21 protein-coding genes and 1 tRNA gene are annotated in these 24,389 nt (G+C 39.1%); 9 read left to right on the top strand and 13 right to left on the bottom strand.

Going from position 1 to position 24,389, the window contains the following annotated elements; translation table 11 throughout:
- A complete protein-coding gene (locus tag JZ787_RS02890) occupies nucleotides 1-591 on the bottom strand; it encodes an XRE family transcriptional regulator (RefSeq protein ID WP_346311595.1) in 591 nt (196 codons plus the stop codon).
- A 208-nt stretch (nucleotides 592-799) separates the two neighbouring features.
- Between JZ787_RS02890 and JZ787_RS02885 the strand changes: the two genes are divergently transcribed.
- From JZ787_RS02885 to JZ787_RS02875, 3 genes are all read left to right on the top strand, one after another.
- Entirely contained in the window at nucleotides 800-1,843 is a 1,044-nt protein-coding gene (locus JZ787_RS02885; RefSeq protein ID WP_346311594.1) for a lambda-exonuclease family protein, read from the top strand.
- Nucleotides 1,844-1,961: 118 nt separating this feature from the next.
- Nucleotides 1,962-2,891: a hydrolase or metal-binding protein gene (locus tag JZ787_RS02880; protein WP_346311593.1), complete on the top strand. Its 930-nt coding sequence runs from the start codon at nucleotides 1,962-1,964 to the stop codon at nucleotides 2,889-2,891.
- Between the two features lie 96 nt (nucleotides 2,892-2,987).
- Nucleotides 2,988-3,215, top strand: a complete 228-nt coding sequence (locus tag JZ787_RS02875) for an AlpA family phage regulatory protein (protein WP_346311592.1) — start codon at nucleotides 2,988-2,990, stop codon at nucleotides 3,213-3,215.
- A 411-nt stretch (nucleotides 3,216-3,626) separates the two neighbouring features.
- Here the strand turns inward: JZ787_RS02875 and JZ787_RS02870 are convergent, their stop codons facing one another.
- The 4 genes from JZ787_RS02870 to JZ787_RS02855 form a co-directional block, all read right to left on the bottom strand.
- Nucleotides 3,627-3,884, bottom strand: a complete 258-nt coding sequence (locus JZ787_RS02870) for a helix-turn-helix domain-containing protein (protein WP_317455413.1) — start codon at nucleotides 3,882-3,884, stop codon at nucleotides 3,627-3,629.
- A gap of 143 nt (nucleotides 3,885-4,027) precedes the next feature.
- Complete coding sequence (gene cydB, locus JZ787_RS02865) at nucleotides 4,028-5,032, bottom strand: cytochrome d ubiquinol oxidase subunit II (RefSeq protein WP_346311591.1); 1,005 nt, start codon at nucleotides 5,030-5,032, stop codon at nucleotides 4,028-4,030.
- Complete coding sequence (locus tag JZ787_RS02860; protein ID WP_346311590.1) at nucleotides 5,029-6,462, bottom strand: cytochrome ubiquinol oxidase subunit I; 1,434 nt, start codon at nucleotides 6,460-6,462, stop codon at nucleotides 5,029-5,031. Before JZ787_RS02860 ends, cydB begins: the two co-directional genes overlap by 4 nt.
- A 152-nt stretch (nucleotides 6,463-6,614) precedes the next feature.
- The gene (locus tag JZ787_RS02855; RefSeq protein ID WP_346311686.1) at nucleotides 6,615-7,082 is read right to left on the bottom strand and encodes a DUF2946 domain-containing protein; all 468 of its coding nucleotides are present in this window, start codon (nucleotides 7,080-7,082) and stop codon (nucleotides 6,615-6,617) included.
- A 459-nt stretch (nucleotides 7,083-7,541) separates the two neighbouring features.
- Between JZ787_RS02855 and JZ787_RS02850 the strand changes: the two genes are divergently transcribed.
- From JZ787_RS02850 to JZ787_RS02835, 4 genes are all read left to right on the top strand, one after another.
- Complete coding sequence (locus tag JZ787_RS02850) at nucleotides 7,542-7,925, top strand: DUF2946 domain-containing protein (protein WP_346311685.1); 384 nt, start codon at nucleotides 7,542-7,544, stop codon at nucleotides 7,923-7,925.
- 72 nt (nucleotides 7,926-7,997) lie between these two features.
- Nucleotides 7,998-10,280, top strand: coding sequence for a TonB-dependent siderophore receptor (locus JZ787_RS02845; protein WP_346311589.1), 2,283 nt, complete (start codon nucleotides 7,998-8,000; stop codon nucleotides 10,278-10,280).
- A gap of 50 nt (nucleotides 10,281-10,330) precedes the next feature.
- A complete protein-coding gene (locus JZ787_RS02840; protein ID WP_346311588.1) occupies nucleotides 10,331-12,436 on the top strand; it encodes a TonB-dependent siderophore receptor in 2,106 nt (701 codons plus the stop codon).
- 71 nt (nucleotides 12,437-12,507) lie between these two features.
- Nucleotides 12,508-12,963: a copper resistance protein NlpE N-terminal domain-containing protein gene (locus tag JZ787_RS02835; RefSeq protein ID WP_346311587.1), complete on the top strand. Its 456-nt coding sequence runs from the start codon at nucleotides 12,508-12,510 to the stop codon at nucleotides 12,961-12,963.
- A 48-nt stretch (nucleotides 12,964-13,011) separates the two neighbouring features.
- Here JZ787_RS02835 and JZ787_RS02830 read toward each other — a convergent pair whose 3' ends face one another.
- The 3 genes from JZ787_RS02830 to JZ787_RS02820 form a co-directional block, all read right to left on the bottom strand.
- Nucleotides 13,012-14,349 (bottom strand): PepSY-associated TM helix domain-containing protein, encoded by a 1,338-nt coding sequence (locus tag JZ787_RS02830; protein WP_346311586.1) that lies wholly within the window; start codon nucleotides 14,347-14,349, stop codon nucleotides 13,012-13,014.
- A 215-nt stretch (nucleotides 14,350-14,564) separates the two neighbouring features.
- Nucleotides 14,565-15,449 (bottom strand): dihydrodipicolinate synthase family protein, encoded by an 885-nt coding sequence (locus JZ787_RS02825; protein ID WP_277091684.1) that lies wholly within the window; start codon nucleotides 15,447-15,449, stop codon nucleotides 14,565-14,567.
- A 2-nt stretch (nucleotides 15,450-15,451) separates the two neighbouring features.
- The gene (locus tag JZ787_RS02820; protein WP_346311585.1) at nucleotides 15,452-16,237 is read right to left on the bottom strand and encodes an aldolase; all 786 of its coding nucleotides are present in this window, start codon (nucleotides 16,235-16,237) and stop codon (nucleotides 15,452-15,454) included.
- Between the two features lie 90 nt (nucleotides 16,238-16,327).
- Between JZ787_RS02820 and JZ787_RS02815 the strand changes: the two genes are divergently transcribed.
- A complete protein-coding gene (locus JZ787_RS02815) occupies nucleotides 16,328-17,791 on the top strand; it encodes a PLP-dependent aminotransferase family protein (RefSeq protein ID WP_346311584.1) in 1,464 nt (487 codons plus the stop codon).
- A gap of 56 nt (nucleotides 17,792-17,847) precedes the next feature.
- Here the strand turns inward: JZ787_RS02815 and JZ787_RS02810 are convergent, their stop codons facing one another.
- Both JZ787_RS02810 and JZ787_RS02805 read right to left on the bottom strand, forming a co-directional pair.
- Nucleotides 17,848-18,300, bottom strand: a complete 453-nt coding sequence (locus JZ787_RS02810) for a GNAT family N-acetyltransferase (RefSeq protein WP_346311583.1) — start codon at nucleotides 18,298-18,300, stop codon at nucleotides 17,848-17,850.
- 163 nt (nucleotides 18,301-18,463) lie between these two features.
- On the bottom strand, nucleotides 18,464-19,690 hold the full coding sequence (locus tag JZ787_RS02805) for a benzoate/H(+) symporter BenE family transporter (RefSeq protein WP_346311582.1): 1,227 nt from the start codon (nucleotides 19,688-19,690) through the stop codon (nucleotides 18,464-18,466).
- A gap of 105 nt (nucleotides 19,691-19,795) precedes the next feature.
- On the opposite strand from JZ787_RS02805, the gene JZ787_RS02800 reads away from it, so the two are divergent.
- Entirely contained in the window at nucleotides 19,796-21,271 is a 1,476-nt protein-coding gene (locus JZ787_RS02800; RefSeq protein ID WP_346311581.1) for a PLP-dependent aminotransferase family protein, read from the top strand.
- Nucleotides 21,272-21,474: 203 nt separating this feature from the next.
- Here JZ787_RS02800 and JZ787_RS02795 read toward each other — a convergent pair whose 3' ends face one another.
- The 3 genes from JZ787_RS02795 to JZ787_RS02785 all read right to left on the bottom strand — a co-directional run bounded on the left by JZ787_RS02795 (nucleotide 21,475) and on the right by JZ787_RS02785 (nucleotide 24,372).
- The gene (locus JZ787_RS02795; RefSeq protein ID WP_346311580.1) at nucleotides 21,475-22,689 is read right to left on the bottom strand and encodes an integrase arm-type DNA-binding domain-containing protein; all 1,215 of its coding nucleotides are present in this window, start codon (nucleotides 22,687-22,689) and stop codon (nucleotides 21,475-21,477) included.
- Nucleotides 22,690-22,864: 175 nt separating this feature from the next.
- Nucleotides 22,865-22,940: transfer RNA gene (locus tag JZ787_RS02790), tRNA-Arg, on the bottom strand.
- A 79-nt stretch (nucleotides 22,941-23,019) separates the two neighbouring features.
- Nucleotides 23,020-24,372 carry an amino acid permease gene (locus JZ787_RS02785; RefSeq protein ID WP_062034382.1) on the bottom strand — a complete coding sequence of 451 codons (1,353 nt, stop codon included), beginning with the start codon at nucleotides 24,370-24,372 and terminating at the stop codon, nucleotides 23,020-23,022.
- Nucleotides 24,373-24,389 lie beyond the last annotated feature (17 nt).

Below are 24,389 nucleotides of genomic sequence, written 5' to 3'. Positions count from 1 at the left end.
CTAAGACTTCTTTTGACTAAACGCAACGACATAAACACAAGGTAACTGATGATCAGGGTTTTGTAGTTTGCAGTCGGCTGGAGCCGTCAGCGCAATACAGTCTCCCGATTCTAAATGAAATAATTGTGTGTCAATTTGAATATCAAGCTGTCCGCTTAAAAGCCATATGGTTTGACCCTTTAGATGTTCATATGCACTTGCAGGCATTAAGAGCTCACCTGATGCCGGAATCTCAATTTTAATCAACTCTGGATTTGCTCCAGCAGGAGAGATTGACCATCGTGTAATACCAAATTGGTTGTCTGTCCAATGCTGTTGCGTTTGTTTCTTAGAGAACAAGACATGGGTGTTTTGGCTTAGTTCAGCTTCAGCAAAAAGTTTAGATAGGGTAATACCGAGCGCATTTGCTAAGCGGCCAAGTATTGCAGCACTTGGACTAGAGGCACCACGTTCGACTTTACTGATCATAGCTTGGCTCACGCCTGAGTATTCTGCTAACTCAGCGACAGTCCAACCTTTGCTCTTTCTCTGCTTTAGCAATAATCGAGCAATTTCAGTATCAAGTACTTGCGTGTCAGCTTTGTCAGCCATTATACGACCCTGTGATTTCAAACCTTTGTATTATGCGATAGAAACTCAATATTGTTGTATAAAATCAGCATTGTATTTTCTATCCAATATTGTCAATTCATCTCAGTAATATTTTACATCGATATACAGCACCCTAATTAACTACATAAGCCACATCTCCGGATGTGGCTTTTTTATGCCCAAAATTTAACAATTACAGGAAAACATTATGAACTCTGCCGTAATTCATCCAAACAACGTAACACTGAATATCCACACCAATCGCCCAAAACTCTTCACCGCAAAACGCTTCGTAGAGACTAAAAATATGACTCAAGCCGAATGGCTAGAAGTACGACGCAAGGGCATTGGCAGCAGTGACTGTGCCGCAGCTTGTGGGCTCAATCCGTATATGTCGATGCTAGAACTATGGATGATCAAGACAGGTCGGATTAAACAAAACATTAAAGATGATAGCGAAGGCCATGCACCTCTGTACTGGGGCAAGCAGTTAGAACCCTTGGTCGCCGAATACTACAGCATGCATACCAACAGCAAAGTGCGTCGCGTCAATGCAGTCCTGCAACATCCTGATCCAGATAAACACTTTATGTTAGCCAACTTGGATTACTCCGTGGTGAGTAGCGATGAGGTACAAATCCTAGAATGCAAAACCGCAGGAGAGTACGGGGCTAAGCTCTGGCGAGAGGGTGTGCCGCTCTATGTCCTTTGTCAAGTACAACACCAACTGGCCGTTACAGGCAAGAAAGCCGCGCATATCTGTGTCTTAATTTGTGGACATGAAACCCGAATCTTTAAAGTCACCCGTTCAGAATCGGTGATTCAACATATTGTGAATGCAGAGCGTTACTTCTGGGAATGTGTGGAAAAGGATACCCCACCTGAAGCGGATGCCAGCGAATCAGCAGCCAAAGCATTACAACTGCTTTATCCAGAACATATCCCCCTAAGCACCACGGATCTTTCTGAAAATGAAGACGCCAATCAACAGTTTGAACAACTGATCCGAGTACGCAATCAAGTTGAAAAGCACCAAGAGCAATTTGACCTACTTAAACACCAGCTTCAAGCCAAGATGCAAGAGGCTGAACGTGCCACCTTTAAAGCGGGTTCTGTGACGTGGAAGAAGTCGAAGGACTCGATCTGTTTAGACAGTAAAGCTTTACTCAAATCACATCCTGAGTATTTAAATCAGTTTCCACAAGCCAAGCAAGGGACACGGCGTTTTCAGATTTATGCCAATGGTGGATAAGTCAAATTTTATCCACATCAACATCACGCAGAGATGCAAACAAGCAAACTCATATCTGCCCATGCCCATAGCATGGGCTTTTTTATGCTTATTCAATTTACATAAAAAGGAAATCAATATGATCAAAGGTTTAGCGATTACACCACCAATACTCGGGCGAATTAGTATCGGGAAGATGGTGGAGAAGAATGGTAAACGCATCCCTGAAAAGGATGACCAGTTTACCTTGACCTCTCAAATCCAAAACAAAGAGGGTTGGGTAAAACATCCACTCGATGAACAACTCCGTGCCAAAGCACCCAATCAAAAACTGCGAAGCATTCCAGTACGGATGATTTTCAATGATCCAGAACTCAATCTACGCGCTGACTACAGCTTATTTGATCGTCAGACAGGTAGGCCAGTATGTGTGGGTAATGGAGAAACTTGTCAGCGGTTGACTAATCAAGGAGTAGAGCAGCATCCATGTCCATCACCTGACCTTTGTCCATTGGCACAAGGTGGGTTATGTAAGCCGTATGGACGTTTGTATGTCAATTTAGATGAATCCGATGAATTGGGCAGATTCATTTTTAGAACCACAGGTTTTAACAGTATTCGAACTTTAACAGCGCGACTGAGTTATTACCATGCAGCATCAAATGGCTTGCTCTCATGTCTACCACTGCAACTCATTCTTAGAGGCAAGTCCACGACCCTAAGCTACCGTACACCTGTGTATTACGTCGATTTAACACTCAGAGATGGCATCAACCTTCAACAGGCGATGCAAATGGCAACAGATATTGATCAACAAAGTAAACAGAGCGGGTTTAATCAAACGGCATTAGATCAAATGGCACAGTATGGTTATGGCAATGCGAGGTTTGAGGTGAATTCGGAAGAGGGATTGGATTTGGTCGAGGAGTTTTATGCGGATGAGTTTGTTGAGTCTGAACAGGCACAACCTGGGCCTAAAGGTAGGGCTAAGCCTAGATTTGATCAAAAAGATGGTCTTGTGAAGGATATTCAGAAAGGCTTACAGCAGCATGTACGGGCTGTGAATTAGATGGGGGTGGACGAGATTGGACTCAGTAAAATTTTATTGGACTGCCTTATGATCTGAGCGAATACACGCTCGCATCAATGATCAGGAGTAAACATCATGAATGCGTTCACAGGTCAGACTTTTCAGATGAATCAAATTATTAGCTTGAAAGACGTGATTCGAATTACAGGTTTAAGTCGTGCAACGATTTATAACATTATGGATGAGCGTCATAAGCAATACGATCCAACATTTCCCAAACAGATGAATTTAACAGTTGGTCGTGTAGGCTGGTCTGCTTGGGAAATCAATCAATGGATTGAGTCTAAGTTGGCGAGTCGTTGATGATGGGGAGCTTCGGCTCCCTTATTTTTTGTTATATTAAAATTAGTTTTTTAAATTTTAGCTTTAAAAAATTCAGTAATAAACTTAAAAGATTGTGAGATCGAGCAATTATATTAAAAATCTATTTTCTATGGAGATTACTTTAGTTTTACTATTAGCATGCATGGCATATGACGGCTCTTTAATTTTAGATTTTTTTAGTTAGAGTGACATCCTCACCTTTCACTAAATATTTCTATTGATAAAATGAGGAGAACTACAAGTTTGTGGCCGACTACACGTGAATTCAGATGAATCGAACGTAAGAAGTGGTTGAAATTACACTTTCACGTAGTAAGGTATTATGGGAACTTAGATTTTAATTGAAATATTTTTTGTGAAAAAGGCCATGCTAAAGCATGGCCTTTTTATTCAGTTAAGATTATCCAATACAAATTGTGGTGACTTAATAAACAATTTGATTAAAGCCTGTGCCGAGCTTGAAGGATGCCGAACACCTCTTTCCCAACTTTCTAGGGTTCTTGGAGATATGCCAAGTTTAGATGCTAACTGTTGTTGAGAGATATTCATTTTTTTGCGTGCCCTAATGATTTCCTGAGCTAATGTTAAATTAACGATATATGGGAAATCATGATTAAAATTCACATGGTGCTGTTGAAGTAGATGCATAAATATCCTCTTCTTTCCAAGTACCTAATAAGCAAGTTGAAGTAAGAATCTAAAGCTCATAGCAATCACCAATAAACTTAAGAAACCTACTAGCCATAACAAGATGAACCATTGAAATTTAGATAATTTCATTAGCAATTCCTTTAATGATAACCTTCATCCCCAACACGAACTTTATCTCTAAATACCCAATATGATAGGGCGGTATAGACCAGTATGATTGGAATTAAGATTAGTGCGCCTATCAGTGCGAATAGTTGGCTATTGGCTGGTGCAGCAGCATCCCAAATGGTGATTGAGGGCGGGATAATGTAAGGAAAAATACTGATACAGAATCCTGTGTAAGCCAGAAATACGAGTCCTAAGGTATATAAAAAGGGCAGAGCTTGATTTTGCTTGATACATGAGCGCACCGCTAAAACGGTACAAACTAGAACAAGCAAAGGGACTGGGCTAAAATAAATCAATTGAGTGGGATTAAACCAGCGCTCAGCAATTTGTGGATGTGCGATTGGCGTATAGATACTGACAGCAATGAAAATAACCAATAAGCCAATCAAAAGCTTGGGCATTAATTTATACATATGCTTTTGTAGTTCGTCATCAGTCTTCATGATGAGCCAACCACATCCCAATGCTGCATAAACGACTACAACTCCCAAACCTGTAAATAATGAAAAGGGTGTTAACCAGTCAAAGCCACCACCAGCGTAGCGATTATCAACAATATCAATACCCTGAATATAAGCGCCTAAGATTACACCTTGTAAGAAACTGGCAACAATAGAGCCCCAAATAAATGCATTATCCCAAATGTACTTTGTTCGAGTAGCTTTGAAACGAAACTCAAAAGCCACGCCTCTAAAAATCAACGCTATTACCATCAAGATGATAGGTAAATATAAGGCTGACAGAACCGCTGAATAGACAATAGGGAAAGCCGCAAAAAGACCAGCACCACCTAAAACCATCCATGTCTCATTACCATCCCAAACGGGGGCAACGGTGTTCATCATGACATCACGTTCTTGCTGATTTTTAATAAAGGGGAATAAAATCCCGATACCTAAATCAAAGCCATCAAGTACAACGTAAATAAAAACACCAACTGCAATAATGACAATCCAGATTAAAGATAAATCAATCATGAAGATGCTCCTTGATCCTGATCATCAATTTTTTCATCAATGGCACTCAGAGGTCGCATTGGTGTTTTGAAATGACCAACGCCTCCAATTTCTTCTGGTGCGTTATGTAAAAACTCAGGTCCTTTATGCATGAGTTTGAGCATGTAATAAATGCCCACACCAAAGACAATGAAATACACGATCACAAAAATAATCAGAGTTAATCCAACCTGTTCCGCCGAAACAGGAGAAAGGGCATCTTTTGTCCTCATAACGCCATATATAATCCATGGCTGACGTCCTACTTCTGTGGTGAACCAACCAGCGAGTAACGCGATGAAGCCTGATGGGCCCATCAGAATTGCAAAGCGATGAAACCACTTACTCTCATAGAGGCTGCCTTTTTTTCTGAGCCATAGAGCAGTGACCGCAAGGAAGAGCATAAGCATGCCTAGCCCAACCATAATACGGAAACTCCAGAATACGATTGTTGAATTTGGACGATCTTCAGGAGCAAAGTCTTTCAATCCTTTCACCGTACCATTCATGGAATGGGTCAAAATTAGGCTTCCTAAATATGGAATTGCAATCGCATATTTCGTGCGTTCTTCTTGCATATCAGGAATACCAAATAAATATAAGGGCATACCATGATCATGGTTCGTTTCCCAATGGCCTTCCATAGCAGCAAGTTTGGCTGGTTGATGTTTTAGGGTATTTAAACCATGGGCATCACCTATAAGAACTTGGAGGGGAGCTAAAATGAGGATTAACCAAAGTGCCATAGAAAATGATGTTTTGACTAATGCATCTCTACGCCCTTTGAGTAAGTGCCAAGCGGCAGTAGCAGCAACAAGAAGAGCTGCCACTAAAAATGCTGCAAGTGCCATATGGAATAAGCGATAGATAAAGGACGGGTTAAAAACAATAGCAAACCAATCTTGAGGTACTACAATTCCATTTTCAATGGTGAAGCCTTGAGGTGTCTGCATCCAACTGTTTGAAGACAAAATCCAGAACATTGAAATACATGTACCGATGGCGACCATCAGTGTGGCAAAAAAGTGTGCTTTTTTACCGACACGTCCCCATCCAAAAAGCATAATGCCTAAAAATCCTGCTTCTAAGAAGAAAGCACTTAGAACTTCGTAGCTCAGTAATGGGCCTGTTACTCCTCCTGCAAATCGAGAAAACTCACTCCAGTTTGTACCAAATTGGTAGCTCATCACGACACCAGAAACGACACCCATGCCGAATGACAATGCAAATACTTTCACCCAGAATTTGAATAAATCATGATAAATAGAATCGTTTGTTCTAAGCCATCGCCATTCTAAAACCGCAAGAAAGCTTGCAAGCCCAATAGAAATCGCAGGGAAAATAATATGAAATGACACAGTGAATGCAAACTGAATACGTGCTAACTCAAGTGCCGTAAAACCTAAGGTCATAGCAACTCTCCACATCCGAAGCGTGCTCTAGATTGCATATGCTCTGATATGAGTGTGCCTACACAGATACGTGCATTTTTTAAAAGTAAAAACATAGCGATTAGTCTCTTCAACTAATTAAATTTCAAAACAATAAGGAATTGCCAATAAATTTAGACAGCAAAAGAGACAGGAGGTGCTCGACCTTGAGGGATCAGAAATAATTGTTTTAAAAGAAAGAAGATATGAAAGAAAGCTTCTTTAAAAGCTAATAACCGAACTTGAATTCTCACGACTACTTCTTTAACATCCATGTCCGGTAGTGGAACGACGTGTGCGTAAACTACACAGTACTGACATTGATGATTTGCATCGTGATGATGGCTAGATGAAGCTTTTTGTTTGAGATATGCATGATTAAGCTTTTCAGTATCATGATTAGCTAAATCCAACTCTTGATGAGAGTGATTATGCGTAGAATGATCTGAGCCATGTTCATGGTGAGAAGTATCTAATTGAAGTGCATGGACAATAGTTTCACAGACAGGAGAAATTTGATATTTCTCTGGAAGTAAAGGCTGTAGAAAAACAGCAATCTGTAACAAGATTGCAGAGAATGCTAGCAATCTTCCTAAAAGCATGATCACTTAGATGGTCTCAATTATCCAAGTAAGGAAAATGGATTGTAGCAGAATATATATTTATTAAAAGTACATTGTATTAAATTGAAAGACTTTGATTTTTATTTAATTTTATCTTCTTAAAATATTTGAAAAGTATATTTTTATAATTAAGTAATTGATTTTAATCTGAATTAATTCAGATTAAAATCGTGCATGATTAATTTTGCTTTTAAAAAATAATGATTAAAATTTATAAAGTAAAGTAGGTGATAGTATTTTCCCTACATTGTAGGGGTATTTATTACACATTCGATTATTATCTAAATCTTTGTGCTTTAAGATTTTCGATTTTTTAAAATTAAATTATTTCATCAGTTTTACTCATTAGATATCTTAAAGTAATAATGGTATTGTAAATTATGATTTTACAATTTATGTGTTGAATTGAGAGCTGCATTTGTCCTTGCGGTAGTTGCGATGTTGTTGCAAATAACCGTTTTTATGCAACCTTTACTACCAGAGAAATTTCAATTCTCACTGGTATGCGTAACTATTTCCGATTTAAAAGCTCAGATACAAAATCAAGAACTACAACATCAACATGTATCACACCATCACGATGTTGATACTGTTAAGTTAGAAACCGCAAAAACCGCACATCATCATCAGTTGGATCATCAATGTATGTTCTGTACTGCATATGGTCATTTGGTCGCAAATTTAGAGATTGATCTAAACCCTATTTTGGATCGTATTCAAATTCGTTTAATGTCTTTTCAGAAAGCATTTAAACATGTCTATTTTGTACTCCAGCGCCTTTTTTTAACGCCTCAGGGGCGTGCACCTCCTTTATTTGCTTAGATTCCAACCTCTTATGTAAATGGTACATTGATGAAATGTTCCAATGGAAACTTATGCTTAAAAGGAATTGAAATGCCTCAATTCAAATTGAACCCTTATTTAAAAGGGAATCATTCTATTGTTTCGCCTCAAGTAACAGGGCTTAAACACAATCAAGCCTTAATTGATTTAGTACAGCGTTCTGTTGTTGCACTATCAATTTGTGGTTTTGGTTTACAACTAAGCTATGCTCAAGATAGCTCAGCGCAATCTATGCAATTGCCTGTTTTAGTGATTGAAGCTCAAAAACAAAGTACTGCTGATCCACTCCAACTGAAACAAGTCAACTCAACGGGCAGTCGCTTAGGATTAACAGCTCAAGAAACCCCTGCAACAGTTCAAACCATCACTCAAGAAGATTTACAAGAAAAAGGCTTAAGAACGGTTAAAGAGGCATTTGGCAATGTGACAGGTGCGACTGTAGGTAATGTGCCGGGTAACCCCGCTGTGCTTACTATGCGTGGTTTTTCTGGTAATGCCAACACGGTATTGCAGGATGGCATTCGTGTGGGGGCTTCTACCTTCGTAACAAGGGATTTAGATGTTTGGAAGTATGAAAAGATTGAGGTTTTAAAAGGACCCTCATCTGTACTTTTTGGTGAAGGTGCTTTAGGCGGTGCAGTTAATTTAGTCACCCGAAAACCTAATTTAGAAAATAAAATTGTAGAAGGGCTGCTTAACTATGGCAGTTTTAATACGGTAAGAGCCGCTACAGGTGGGAATCTGCCGATAGATGATGAGTTGGCTATTCGCTCTGATGTGAGTTATCTCAAATCAGATAGTCTGTATGATATTGATGATCAAGAAACGACTAAATTCGGTGCGGCATTGAGTCTGCTGTACAAACCTAATGACGATTTATCAATGCTGTTTTCAGCAAATTTTGATCATGACAAAGAAACTTCAAGCTATAATGGCTCACCATTAGTTTCAGCTTCTACAGCCAAAAATCCTAGTCACGTCGTAGATAATCCTTATGGTCTAGTCGTGGATAAGGCAACAAGGCATAAAAATTATAATCCAGACGGTGGTGAGTTAAGTGCAGATACTACTACTCTCTCTTGGTCGACGGATTATCACCTTTCGCCATCATGGACGTTCAATAATATTGCAACGTATTACCACGCAGATCGAAAATTCTATCTATCCCCAGAACAAAATTTTGACAGTCAAACAGGACTATTCAAACGGACAGTACAGCGTTGGAGCCATGATCATGATGTATGGAGTGATCGCTTCAGTTTCGGTCATGATCAATTGATTGCAGGGAAGTATCGTAATCGACTGAGCATAGGCTCTGAATATAGCTATACCGATTTTAGTAGTCCCAGACCTAGTGGCAACCTAAGCGCTGTAGATCCATATCATCCAAATGTTGGAGAGATGCCTACCAGTGATTGGACTGAATGGACAAGTTACAATAAATTCTCAACTCAGATTAAGAATTGGTCTGTTTTTGCAGAGGATGCTTTTAATATAACGCCAGATTGGCTTGTTGTCGGTGGGGCACGCTATGAACGTCTCGATGTAGAGCGCACAATAGATAACATCCTAACCGATAGTCAGCAGCAATTTAATCCTACTTTTAACCCATTCTCTTGGCGTATAGGCAGTGTTTACAATCTAACTCCAGATACTCAGCTGTATGGTCAATATAGTACAGCGGTTACCCCCGTTTCTTCTTTACTTGTGATCTCGACAGCGAATGGAAGTTTCGATTTATCAAAAGGTAAATCGGCTGAACTTGGTTTTAAGTCGAGTGTATTAGACGGCAAGCTGGACATGATTGGTTCAGTTTACTGGATTGAATTAAATGATATTTTAACTCGTGAACCGAACAATATTAATTTAACTGTTCAGGGAGGACAGCAGGTATCTAAAGGTGCTGAATTTACAGCCTCTGCTGCGATTACACCGCAGTTAAAAGCGAACTTAGGTTTGGCTTGGGTTGATGCAGAATACAAGAAATTAATAGAAGCGGGCGGTGCGAATCGTTCAGGCAATCAGCCGATTAATGTTCCCGAAAAAGTTGCCAATGTCTCATTAAGTTACCAGCTTAGTACTTTACCAATTACGGTGAGTGGATTTGCAAAATATGCAAGTGGTTTCTACACAGATACAGCGAATACATATTTCGTAGATGGTCATACCACGTACGATGCGTCCTTAGCATATGACCTAAAAAATATGACTTTTACACTATGGGGTCGAAACCTGACCGATGAATTTTATGGTGAGTATTCAGGCTACTCCGCGAAGCAAATTTATATTGGTGCACCAAGAAGTGTTGAACTTGGCGTCACATTTAAATTTTAAGCACCAGATTTCATAACCCTATATCAGCATATACGCATACAGAGTCACTTATGTCTAAATTTTTATTTCATCCACTCACGTGGAGTATTTTACTTGTTCAACTTTCAACCCATGCTGTATCGGCCGAAAATGAATCTACTTCAAATCAAATTGTAGCTCAACTGCCGAGTATCACGATGACCGCAGAAAAGCAGGATGAAAGACATAGTTCTTCACAAGCGATTACGCAGTTCAATCATGACCTGTTAGAAGTACCTTTTACTAAATCACATGTTTCAGCACAAGACATTCAAAACCATAATGTTCAACGTATCAGTGATGCGCTGTCGTTTGTAAATGGTGTGGTTTACCAAGATAGTTATGGTGGAGGTTTTTGGGACAATTACTCATTTCGTGGATTTAGTACCGATCCAAACATGGGTACAATTTACATGCGTAATGGTTTGAGTTCTGTGAGTGGTATCCATACCGCACGAGATATGGTGAATATCCAAGCTATTGATTTCTTGAAAGGCCCAATGGCGGCGATGTATGGGCAAGGTGCAATAGGAGGGATTATGAATATCACCACTAAGCAACCTGAATGGGAGAAAAAAAGTAATTTAAGTATGAGTGGAAGTACGCTTGAAGAATATCGAGCAGCCTTAGATACCACGGGTGCGATTAATCAGGATTTGGCTTATCGCCTAGGGCTTGCCTATGAAGATAATCAAAGCTTCCGTGATCATGTTGATAATCAGCATTATTACATTGCCCCACAATTAGCATGGAAAGTTTCTGAGCAAACCCAGTTGAACTTGGATACTGAGTTTTCAGAGTCTAAAGGCGTTTTTGATCGTGGCGTACCGATGGTCAATGGGAAACTTCCAGTCAATAAGAAAACCTTTTTAGGCGAGCCAAGCGATGGTGATATTGAGATTAAAGATCAAATGTATCAACTACGTTTAAACCATGAATTTAATGATGATTGGAACAATACAACGGCAATCACTTATAGTCATGGTGAGCGTGCAGGTACATCAACCGAAATTTCGTCCATTGCATCAGATGGAAGAACGGCAAATCGCTTCCGCCGCTCCCGTCAATTTGAGACAGACACCACAAACTTTCAATCTATCTTAAGAGGTAAGTTTGATACTGGGGTAATCAGACATGAACTGGTTACAAATGTCGAAGCAGGTCATTATACGATTGATCAACTGCAACGTCGGAGTGCTGTTGGGGCTTCGAGTCAGATTGATATTTATAATCCCGTGTACGGTCAAAATATTTTGCTATTAACCCGAATCACTAAAGATACAAAAGAAATTCAAGATATGTTTGGTTTTAACATTCAAGATCAAATTTTCTTGAATGATCAATGGAATGTACTGGTAGGCGGTCGTTTTAATCGTTTAGAACAACAAATTGATGATCATCGAACTGGAAAGACATCAAAGCAAGCTTTCACACCATTTACACCACGTGCAGGGATAAATTATCAGCCCACTGAGCAGTTGTCTTTTTATAGTAACTGGGGGAAGGCATTTGAACTGAATACAGGGTTGAATAAGGACAATGAACTGTATGAACCAGAGAAAACAGAAAGCTGGGAAGTGGGTGGTAAATATAAGTTTTTACCACAAAGTTGGTTCGGTCTAACGTATTTTGATATGGAAAAACAACACCTACTCACTGAAGGCATTACTGATAGCTATGTAGATAGTGGAAGAGTAGAAAGCCGTGGTGTTGAGTTAGAACTACAACATCAATTCACGGACAAGCTACGTGTTAATGCTAACTATACTTTTACAGATGCTGAAATTGTAGAAAGTGAAGTTGAGGATAAGGGCGCAAGGCTAAAAAATATTCCAAAACATACGGCAAACTTAAGTACTGACTATCAATTTGACCTTGCAGGGCATGATGCGGGCTTGGTTGGCAACATTAATTACTACGGTAAACGCAGTGCAAATTATATTGATAACGGAACCAGTCTTCCTGATTTTACTATCGTTAATATTGGGGGCTATATACAGCTACGACCAGACCTGCGCGCGCAACTGAATATTGATAATCTTTTTGATCAAGATTACTACGTCGCAAGCTATACAAATTATTGGGTGCAGGTGGGTGAACCGCTCAAAGCAACACTCAGTCTAAATTGGAAATTCTAGTCTGTGGAGTCAGGAGGGGCGGTGGCCATAGGGCGTGAGCGCTCCTTCATAGTTGCTAAGAGATATAACTTATGAAAAATACCTTATTATGTTCTTTTGTTTTTGCTAGTTTGTGCTTCGGATGTAGTAAATCTGAACCTAACCCGAAATCGGGAGAAGCTTCGACCAAAGCTATAAAAGTAATTGATCCTGAATTACAGAAATGGGTGGGTCAATATAAAGGCATTTTACCTTGTGCGGCTTGTACTTCTTTTTGTGAAGGGTGCGAAGGTATGACTGTCGATTTGGATGTTAAGGAAAACCAGACATTTAAATTGGTTAGAACCAGTAATAGTGGACACAATAAACCTGAAATACACGAAGGAAAATTCATATTCGTTGATAACGGAAAACTTAAAATTCAGCTTGATGGTGTATCTGAGCGGAATACAGTTTTATGGCAGCAGGGCTCTGTGGAAGTTCTGGATACCAAGACTGGTCTACCTTACGAATCCTATTTAGATTTTGAATTAATGAAGAAGACTTAATGAATAGCTCCTACCTTTTATATAAAAGGTAGGAGCTTAAACGGTCAGTTAAGCTTTTTTCTCTTTAATGCTACTAATAAAGATAGCGACTAATGCTACGACTAGACTTAAACCAAATAAAGGCAGTAGTAGCCCAAGAATAATCAATATAGTTCCTAGAGTAAGTCGTTGAAGCGTTTTTGCACTTTTCCACGTACTCAAGAACAAATTTGAAAACTGTATTGTAGTCTGTTTGAGACTTGTTCTTTTGTACCAAGCTAAATATGCATAAAGAATCATTGCACATAGTGCCAATGAGTAAATGACGAGTATCAACTGGTTTATCCAACCAAATAAAATTCCAATGTGGGCATCAACACCCCAGCGTGTCAATTTAGCTATTAATGGATAGTCATCAAAATAAAGCTGATCAATTACGTTGTGATTTGAAACATCAATTGCAATGCTATCTGCTTGAGTAGGCCAACTGCGTTGAATTTCAGAAATACTCCATACTTGATCTTTTTCTAAAGGTGGTTTGATTTGTACTTGAGAAGCATCTATTCCATGCTTTCTAGCGAGATCTAAAGCTATGCCGAAATCACCAGAAGTGACTTGTACTGAAGCATGATTATGTAACATCGAATGATCTTCATGGTGCATAACCATTTTTGATGTAGGTTCGGCTTTGATAGATGTTGATAGAACAGGTGTTTGCCAACTTAGCGCGTGGCGAAATATTCGAATATTTTCACCCGCATATTCAGACCACGTTAAGCCAGTCACTGCTACAAAAAGTAGTAATGGGAAAAAGACTAAGCCAATAGTGCTGTGTTTTTGGATATATTTATTATGCTTGATTTGGGGGGGCTTGGATGTTTTTTGGCGTCTATACCATTGGTAAAAGCCAGTAAATATCAAGACAGCTAACCAACTTGCTGCGAGTTCACTATAAAATCTTCCCCAGCTTCCCAGCAATAAATCTCGATGTAAGTGATCTAGTTTAGTTCTAAACGGAAGTAAACCACTTGTGCCATATACAGCTAACTGACCTTTTACTTCAAGTGTATATGGGTCAATGAAGATGGCTTCATTTTGCAACCCTAATTCGGGATCTGAAAAAATAATCCTTGTCGTCTGATTTACTGCTGGTGATGGGCGAACTTCTGTTATTTGTGATGTAGGGGATAATATCTGTTTAGCTTTTTCAATTTGCAGGCTAAGAGGTTGTTCTTTTGAATTGCTTTGCTCGATGTATAGAACATCTTTATAAATACTTTTTTCAATTTGTGGGGTAGCAGCATAAAAAAAACCAGTTAAGGCCGCTATAAAAATAAATGGGGCAATAAAAATACCAGCATACACGTGCAATAAACGGAAGAGCGTTTGCCAGAAATTGAAGTTCAAATAACTTTCCTTAAATCTGTGATTGGGTGTTTATATGCCATTTTGAAAGGGCAATTATACTGCAATTACAAGAACCCTCAATTGCCGACTTTTTTATACATTGTTGTTTAATAGTTATGAGCATGCTTTGATGTTGATCGCTTCCTTTGCATAACTTGACTGCACGCTGTATTTAACTTAATAGAGTCAAATACAGCATATAGTAATCTATAAAGTTAAATCTGAGTTGCTTGCTTGATCAAACCTATTAATTGATTCGTCTCAGCTAAGCTGGCCTTTTTTAAAGGTTTTCTAGGATCACCGACATTGAAGCCAAGTTCATTCAAGCCTGCTTTCACTGTTTTTGGTAAACCACCTTGCACGATAAAACGCAATAAAGGGAGTTGCTTATAAAAAAGGTTTTGTGCCTGAGCTAAATCACCATCTTTTACTGCTCGGTAGAGTTGGTTCGGTAGTTTACCCAAGAGGTTTGGGACAACGGTACACCAACCACTTGCACCAGCACAAAACGCTTCAAGTGCCAAAGGATTACAGCCATTATAAAAAGGCAATTTCCCTTGTGTGAGCTCATGGAATTTATGCATACGTTGAATATCACCTGTACTGTCTTTTACCATAGAAATGTTTTCAATCTCTTCAAACATTTTGACAATTAGCTCAGGTGACATATCTAAACCACTCGTTGCAGGGTTGTTATAGACCATAATAGGGAGCTTAGTCGCTGCTGCAATTTGCTGGTAATACTCATAAACTTCCTGATCCGTCAGTTTCCAGTAGGAGACGGGAATGATCATAATTACATCTGCACCTAACTCTTCAGCCTTTTGAGCTTTTTGAATTGCCATTGAAGTCGTGAGTTCAGAAATTCCTAGAATGACAGGTACACGATGATTAACAACTTCAATACTTTTTTGAGCGACTTGTTGCCATTCTTGCCAAGATAAATAAGCACTTTCTCCAGCACTGCCAAGTGGTGCAATTGCATCACATTGATGCTCGAGTAGAGCATTTAGTGTAATCTCCAACGCATCAAAATCAACTTCCTGTGTTTCAGCTTTAAAAGGAGTAATTGGGTAAGCAATAATACCTTCTAATTTCATGATTATTCTCCTTTAATGCAATCAGAGTGATTTTTCAAAGCTTTACGAGCGTAATAAGCGAAATTGATTTTGTTGCGTTTTTCTGTAGACACCCAATCATGGGCTTCTTTGGCTAATTCGTGCGGAATCTGTTGAATTTGACCTGCTGCCATTGCCAAAAGTTGTAAGCGTGCCGCACGTTCAATCAAGATGGCGAGATTGCAAGCTTCCTCGATGGTTTTCCCTGTAACCAACTGTCCGTGATGAGATAATAAAACAGCACGATTTTCACCAAGTGCTGCAGAAATAAAGATTCCTTCTTCATTACCAACAGGAACACCAGGCCAGTCTCCTACGAAAGAGCAATCTTCATACAAAGCGCACGTATCCATATGTGAGATAACGAGTGGCACACGCAGCATAGACAATGCAGCGACATGCGTTGGGTGAGTGTGAATAATACAATTCACTTCGGGATGCTCTTTATAAATCCAAGTATGGAAACGGTTGGCTGGGTTTGCCATGCCTTCGCCATTTAAAGGTTTCAGGTCTTGATCAACTTCTAATAAGTTGGCGGCAGTGATTTCATCAAAGCCTAAACCAAAACGTTGCGTAATAAAGGTATTACCTTTCTTCGTACGGCTGGTGATTTGTCCTGCAAGCCCAGCATCATGACCATGATCAAATAAGATACGGCAAGTTAAGGCCAGTTTTTGTGGATCGGTGTAGTCTTCATCTTGAAAATGTTGTTGCATACTTTGTTGAGCGTTGTGCATCAGTTGCTGCTTATCAAGTAGTGCAGTTTCCATAAGACCTCCTATTCAGTTGATTTGTCATTTGGACATGGGCAGAATAAGAAACTTGTGGATGGCTGAAAATATCCAGTTTTTAAAACTTATATGGTCCAGATAATCATGCAACAATCGTGGGAAATGCGACTACACCTTGCTGAACGTAAAGAAAAAACCCTTTTTCTTAAACTGACAAACCAGATTATTCAGGAAATCTTGTCTGGGCGATTAAAGCAGGGCACACGTTTGCAAGGTTCGCGGACCTTAGCGGATGAGTTGGGGATTAATCGAAAAACTGTACAATCCGTCTATGAAGATTTAGAAGCTCAAGGTTGGTTAGTCTCAAAGCCAAGACAAGGAACTTTTATTTCTGAGCATTTACCCGATCTCAAACTTGAATCAACATCAGTACTAATGACATCTGATCAAGCCTCTATGGAATTATCTACACCACAGGAAGAGGCGATTAAAAATGATGGGATACCTGATACTCGGCTGATTCCATATGAGTTATTTTCGCGTGCCTATCGTCATGCCTTGATTAAGGTGACGAGGCAGCAAATTATGGGGTATGGTGACCCACAAGGGGCATTGGAATTACGTCAAGCTTTATTAAATATGTTGTCAATGGAGCGATTTATTCAAACTACCCTACAGCATATTTGTGTAGTGCGAGGAAGCCAAATGGGGATATTTCTCGCAGCTCGTGTGCTTGCCAAGCAACAAGCACAAGGTCAGGTCATTGTGGTAGAGCAGTGGTCTTATCCGCCAGCAGTGGAAACCTTCTTATCCAATCATTTTCAAATTGTGCGTGTTAGGATAGATCAACATGGTCTAGACACAGATCACTTAACAGAAATACTAAAAAATCATTCGGTTGCAGCAGTCTATACCACGCCACATCATCAATATCCAACCACTGTTTCCATGTCGATGGATCGGCGACTAAAGCTTTTGGAATTATCTAAAACTTTTGATTTTTATATTATTGAAGATGATTATGATCACGAATTTCACTATGACAGCCGCCCCATACCACCTTTAATCAGTTTACCTGCTGCTGAAAAAGTGATTCATATTGGTTCATTGTCCAAAGTATTTGCACCAAGTTTAAGGGTTGGTTATGTGGTCGCTGATTTGGAAATTATCCAAGCCATGAAACAGGATATTTTGCTCATTGATAAGCAGGGCAATGCCATTACAGAACTTGCGATTGCAGAGTTGATGCAACAAGGTGAAATCAAGCGACATACACGAAAGATGCGCAAAATTTATCAAAGCCGTCGAGATTTTGCCGTGATGACTTTTCAGCAACTTTTTCAGAATAAAGTTGAAATTACTATGCCAGCAGGAGGCATGGCATTATGGATTAAGTTTAATCTGCCATATCAAACTCACTATACAGAGGCTTTAAGTCATTTGCAGATTGATTCTGAATATTGCTTTGGTTCTCGTGTAGAAAATACCAGCTTAGAATATTTTCACATACGTTTTGGCTTTGCTGCACTGAATGAAACTGAAATAACCAAGATTATTCAAACATTACATCAAATTTTCATGACTGAATTGTAAGTTGAAAAATATAAAAGCCAAAATCTTGTGGACTTTGGCTTTGCTACATAATCTAATTATAAAGGCATACGATACTCAATAATTCCAGGTTTGTCAGCGATCCAGTTATAAAGTTTCTGAGCAGTCTGGTTTGTCTCTTGAGTATGCCAATATAAACGATCACACTTTTGAGTACGCGCTTGTTTTTGGACATATTCTATTAAACGTTTCCCGACGTGTTGTCCACGTGCTTCAGGCGATACATATAAGTCCTCTAAATAACAATAGTCTGTTTCTGCCCAAGTTGAGCGGTGAATCACATAATGGACAAAGCCTAAAACTTTGTCGCCTTCTTTGGCAACAGCACAGTACACAGGTTCAGCATCATCAAAAAAGCGTTGCCATGTGGTTTGTGTGACTTCATGAGATAAATTAACTTTATAAAATTCTTGATAGGCAAGCCAATACGGTAGCCATTGTTGGTAGTCTTGATACTGTGCTGGTGTTACTTGAATATTTTGCTTTTGCATATTGATGTTCCCATCATTTTCGGTGATTAAAAATTGATGGGTAAAGCATAATCTTGATATGGTACTGTTTTAAGATACGGTTTTTGTATTTTTTACAGTACCAGTTTAAGTTTTTTATACCAAACGCTGTGAAAAGATACTTCTAACAGAATATTGAAGATTTCTAATCATTCACCGTTTTTATAAAATTATCCGAAACAAATCGTTTAAATTTTCCATTCAAGACACAATAAGCGATTAAGCCTAAAACCAATCCCCAAAATGCTCCGCCAATCCCTAATAATGTAATATTGGCAGCACTGGCAAGAAAGGTAATTAAAGCTGCTTCACGGCTTTCACCATCACTCATAGCATTGGTAAGACTTCCTGTAATAGTACCTAACAAGGCAAGACCTGCCAGTGTACTAATAAAAGTTATTGGAAATGCTGTAAATATCGCAGCCAGTGTGACGCCAAAAACCCCAACCAAAATATAAAATATCCCCGCGGCAATTCCAGCTATCCAGCGTTTAGAAGGATCTTCATGAGATTCCTTACCTGTACAGATTGCAGCGGTAATTGCTGCAAGATTAAATGCGTGAGCGCCAAAGGGTGCCATGATGAAGGAACCTAAACCTGTGACAATAAGAATGGGTTTGGCATTGGTTATAAATCCATCATTTTTTAAGACCAGTAAACCTGGCATATATTGCCCTGTTAATGTGATTAAAAATAAAGGCACGGCAATACTTAATGTGGAATTGATGGAAAAATCAGGAGCAGTAAGAATCGGTGAGGCTAATTTCAATTCAAGTCCTGCAAAATCAATTCGAGTTTGAAAGATTAAAAAAATAAAACCAAAAACTAAAACACTGATGATGGCGTATCGTGCAGAAAAACGTTTAACAACCAGATAAATCAGAAATAATGACAGCGTCAGCAGTGGGTCGATTATGGTGTTGGTAAAGGTAGTAATACCAAATTGTAATAAAATCCCTGCCAACAAACCTGATGCAATACTTACAGGAATGAGGCGAATCAGTTTTTCAAAATAGCCAGTGACTCCTAAAATTACGAAGGCTAAGGCAGAAAGTAAATATGCGCCAATCGCTTCTGCATAGGGAATGGTTGCAAGAGCAGTAATGAGAAATGCAGCAGCAGGAGTAGACCATGCCGTAATGATGGGTTCTCGAGTGTACCAACTTAATAATATTCCAGTGATACCAACACCAATAGAAATTGACCATACCCATGAAGCTGTAAGCTCTGGGGTAAGTCCTGCCATTTGTGCTGCTTGGAAGATTAAAATGAATGTACTTCCATAATTGACAATTACCGAAATTAATCCTGCCAAAATAGGAGGGAGTAAATCCTTGGAATAACGGTGAAAAACTGTGAGTTGAACCGACATAACCCCAACCTCTGAAAACTTTAACCATGAAAGCGTTGAGTGTATTTTTAATCATGGTATTGTCATAAGATACAGTTTGGGTGTTTTTAGAAGTACCAGTTCATTATGACAACGTCATCTTCTGCTTATTTTCCACATTTAATTTTGCCTAAAGGGCAACCCATAAAAAATGGTTTATATTGTGTTTTACGAGATGCAATTTTAGACGGCCGTCTTTCTGGGGGGACAAAACTACCCTCAAGTCGCAATTTGGCAGAGATGATGTCCATTTCCCGTAATTCTGTATTGGCGGGATTAGAACGTTTGCTCGATGAAGGTTATTTAGTCACTAAACCAAGCTCAGGAACTTATGTTGCTGCTGTCATTCCAGACCAATTAATTCAAATTCAAAATGATATAACCCAGACAAAATCTCAACCTACGCAAAGCATCAACATTAATCCACATTTCACCAATTTGTTGTGTCATTGGAATAAGCAGACATTATCAAGTCAAGAGAAGAAAATATTTCATGTGGGTGTAGGCTGTGTCGATTTATTTCCCCATGAACTTTGGGGCAAATTATTAGGGCGTGCATGGCGACAATCTTATTATCAATTAGGCCAATTTCATGATCCCCGAGGCTATCTGCCGTTACGTCAGGCAATTTGTCATTATGTTAAGTCAACACGAGGATTAAACTGTCAGGAAGAGCAAATTCTGATTGTGAATGGAACACAACAGGCAATTCATTTGGCTGCGTATGCACTGTTACAGCCAAATGACCAAGTGTGTTTAGATGAGCCAGGTTATGACGCAGCCTTAAATATATTCCGTAGTTTTGGTGCTATAGTAAACCCTATTACGAGTGATGAGGAGGGGATGAGGATTGAAGAAATTATTCATGACCATGCTGAAAGCAAACTCATTTACACAGCTCCCTCACATCAATTTCCACTTGGTGATACTCTGAGCCTTGCTCGCCGATTTGCTTTATTGGACTGGGCTACCCAACATCAAAAATGGATTTTTGAAGACGATTACAATAGCGAATTTCGTTATGGAACGCACCCTATACAAGCATTACAAGGTTTAGATGAACAGCATCGCGTAATTTATGCAGGCACATTTTCTAAGATGATGTTTCCTGAATTCCGACTTGGGTTTATGGTCGTTCCTGAAGCCTTAATTGAGGTTTTTAGTCTGGCAAAATATTATACCGACACGCGTAGTTCCTATCTGGAACAAGTGGCACTGGCTGCATTTATTAAAGATGGTCATTATGCACGGCATGTGCGTAAAGTCCGTAAAGCCTGTTACGAACGTCAACAGGCTTTAATTGTAGCAATTGAAACCTATCTTTCAGATGTATTAATTGTACAGCCTACCGATTCAGGAATTCATTTGGTATGTTGGCTTAAGAACGACTGGACCGAAAAAGAATTTCTTATTAAATGTGAAAAAGTGGGCTTAGCTGTACAGCCTTTATCAAGATATTGTCAAATCGCATCCCAAAGACACGCCGTACTGTTTGGTTATGCAGCGCATACTCTTGATGAAATAAAAGAAAATATTAAAAAACTTGCGAAATCTCTGTATTAGTTTTTCAGTATTTAACCCGAATCCTACTTAAGTCGATATTTCCATACTAGGATTAGGCCGACCTCATACCCAAGTTGTCACTTAAATTTGAGTCGCTTAGGGGGGCTACTTTTAAAATCTTTGTGCAACAAAGCCCAAGATTGTCATCAAATAAGATTGATTCCTCTCAGAATGCCTTAACTTTTAAATATTTACTAAATAATTTATTTTTCTAATTTTAATTGATCGCAGTAATCAGCCCATTGCTGCATCATCATTTTTCTCTTCTCTAAATGCTTGGTACGGTTATATGCACGACCATGCATATCTCTAACCTGATGGGCAAGTTGTTGCTCAATCAGTTCTATTGGAAATTCTAAAACTTCTTCTAAAATTGTACGTGCAGAAGCACGGAAACCATGACCGCATGCTTGTTCACTGGTATAGCCTAAGCGACGTAATGCTTGATTGATGGTGTTTTCTGACATCGGCTTTAAGTTTGAAGTGGTTGCAGGAAACACATATTCACTTCTAGCTTTTGTTATTTGAGCAAGTTCAGAAAGTAAATGAATGACTTGAGTTGATAGTGGGACAATATGTTGAACGCCTGTCTTTATTTTCGTTTTTGGAGGAGTATAACTCCATAAACTTTTTTCAAGATCAATATCTTGCCATTTGGCATGTCTTAATTCGCCTGGGCGAACAAATACTAAAGGAGCAATACGTAGAGCATATCGTGTGATGACAGAACCCACATAATGATCAATATCATTTAAGAGTAAGGCAAAATCTTTAGGTTCTACCAAAGCGGCCATATGTGTCACTTTGGGAGGGGATATGGCTCCCTTTAAATCTTGAGTAACATCACGCTCACAGAGTCCAATAGAAACCGCGTAGCGCAGAACTTGACCACATTTGACTTTGACCTTTTTAGCAGTTTCTAATTTTTCTTCTTTTTCGTAAATCCGACAAACCTTAAGGATGTCCATGGCTTTAATTTTATGGACTGGGATTTTTCCAATATGTTGATTAATGACGTCTAATAAGCGTAGTTGTCCTTTAGTTGTTGATTCAGCAAAGTCTTGCTTTGTCATCCATTCATTTGCAATATTTTGGAAAGTATTACTATTCGTATTTAGTATCTCATTATCAATTCTAACTTTTTCAACATGTGGGTCGATATTTTGAGAGAGAAGGGTGCGGGCTTCATCTCTTTTGATCCGTGCTTCAGCGAGGCTAGTCGTTGGATATATACCAAAACTAATGGTATTGCGTTTTTTAGTGTATGGGCGACTATAGTCAAATTTCCAATATTTATAGCCATTTTTGTGAATGAACAAATAAAGACCTAAACCATCTGAAATTCGTTGGTGCTTGTTTGGATCAGCTTTAAGGCTTTTGATCTTACTATCTGTAAGGCTTTTGACTATTTTTGGCATTTTTACAGTACACAGTTTTGCGTATAAAAGTTTGTACTGTAATTTATACTGTAAAAAATATTAGCTCACAAGAGAGTTTGTAAGATTAATTTAGACCTTATACTTATTATTTTATTGAATTATATATATTTTAATTATTGGTTTGGCGTGCTGTAGATCAAGATAAACCATAAAATGGTGCGCTCTGCGGGACTCGAACCCACGTCGGTCGCTTAGGAGGCAACTGCTCTATCCAGTTAAGCTAAGAGCGCAAAAGTGCGGTTAATGTAGCTGATTTTACTCAAAAAAAATAGTTATTGCCGAAACAATAACTATTTAAAAATGAATATTTTATGCTTTTCTATACAGAATTTTGTATAGAACGAACATTAATGCAATCCAGATTGGAATCATGATCACAGCGCCGCTTAAACCTTGAGTCCACATGATGTAAAGCACTACAGCAATAAATGCAAGAACAAGGTAGTTACTGAAAGGCGACCAAAGTGCAGGAAATAATGGTTTTTTCGCTTCACTTTTCATGGCCTTCATAAATTGAAGATGAGTTAAGCTGATCATGGCCCAGTTCAATACTAAAGCACCAACAACGATGTAAATTAAGTTGCTGAGAGCATCTTCTGGCGCAAAATAATTCAATAGTACACAACCGAAAATCAGTAAAGCAGAGAACAAGACTGCTGGAATTGGCACACCTTGTTTATTGGTTTTACTGAATATTTTAGGTGCATTGCCTTGCTGTGCTAAACCAAACAACATGCGGCTGTTAGCATACATACCACTGTTATATACAGAAAGTGCTGCAGTCAAGATAATAAAGTTAAGCAAATGCGCAGCCCAACCAATACCTAATTGACTGAAGATCATTACAAATGGGCTCTTATCTAAGCCGCCAAGTTGCAATTCATTCCAAGGTACAAGCGATAACAAAATGGTCAATGAACCCACATAGAAAATGAGGATACGGAATACCACTTGGTTGATTGCTTTCGGAATTGATTTTTGTGGGTTATCAGCTTCTGCTGCAGCCATACCAATCAATTCAATACCGCCAAAGGCAAACATGAGGAAGGCAAGCATATAGAAGAGGCCTTCAACGCCATGCGGGAAGAAACCGCCATGTGACCAAAGGTTGCTAAATGAAGCCGTGGAATCTGCGCCTGCCGTAGCCAAAAGATAAAGACCAAATACAATCATAGCGACGACGGCCGTGACTTTGATAATAGCTAGCCAGAACTCTGATTCACCGTAAAACTTCACATTACCTAAATTGACTAAGGTAATGATCACAAAGAAGGTGAGAACCGATGCCCATGCAGGAATATGAGGCCACCAGTAGTTGATATACTTCGCAACAGCGGTCAGCTCGGTCATGGCTACTAGAACATATAGAATCCAGTAGTTCCAGCCTGCAAGAAAGCCTGCAAATTTGCCCCAGTATTTGTTTGCAAAATGACTAAAAGAACCTGCAACAGGTTCTTCAACGATCATTTCCCCGAGTTGACGCATGATTAGAAACGCAATTAAACCGCCAATTGCATAGCCCAAAATAATGGATGGGCCAGCAGATTCAATCACATGTGCGGAACCTAAAAATAAGCCAGTACCAATTGCGCCGCCCATGGCAATCAATTGAATATGACGGTTCTTTAAGCCACGCTGAAGTTGAGACGACTCTTTATTCAAGTTATTTCAGCCCGACA

The sequence above is a fragment of the Acinetobacter sp. BWR-L5 genome, assembly GCF_039655985.1.
Classification (GTDB): Bacteria; Pseudomonadota; Gammaproteobacteria; order Pseudomonadales; family Moraxellaceae; genus Acinetobacter; species Acinetobacter johnsonii.
This window is presented reverse-complemented; position numbering and strand designations above follow the sequence as displayed.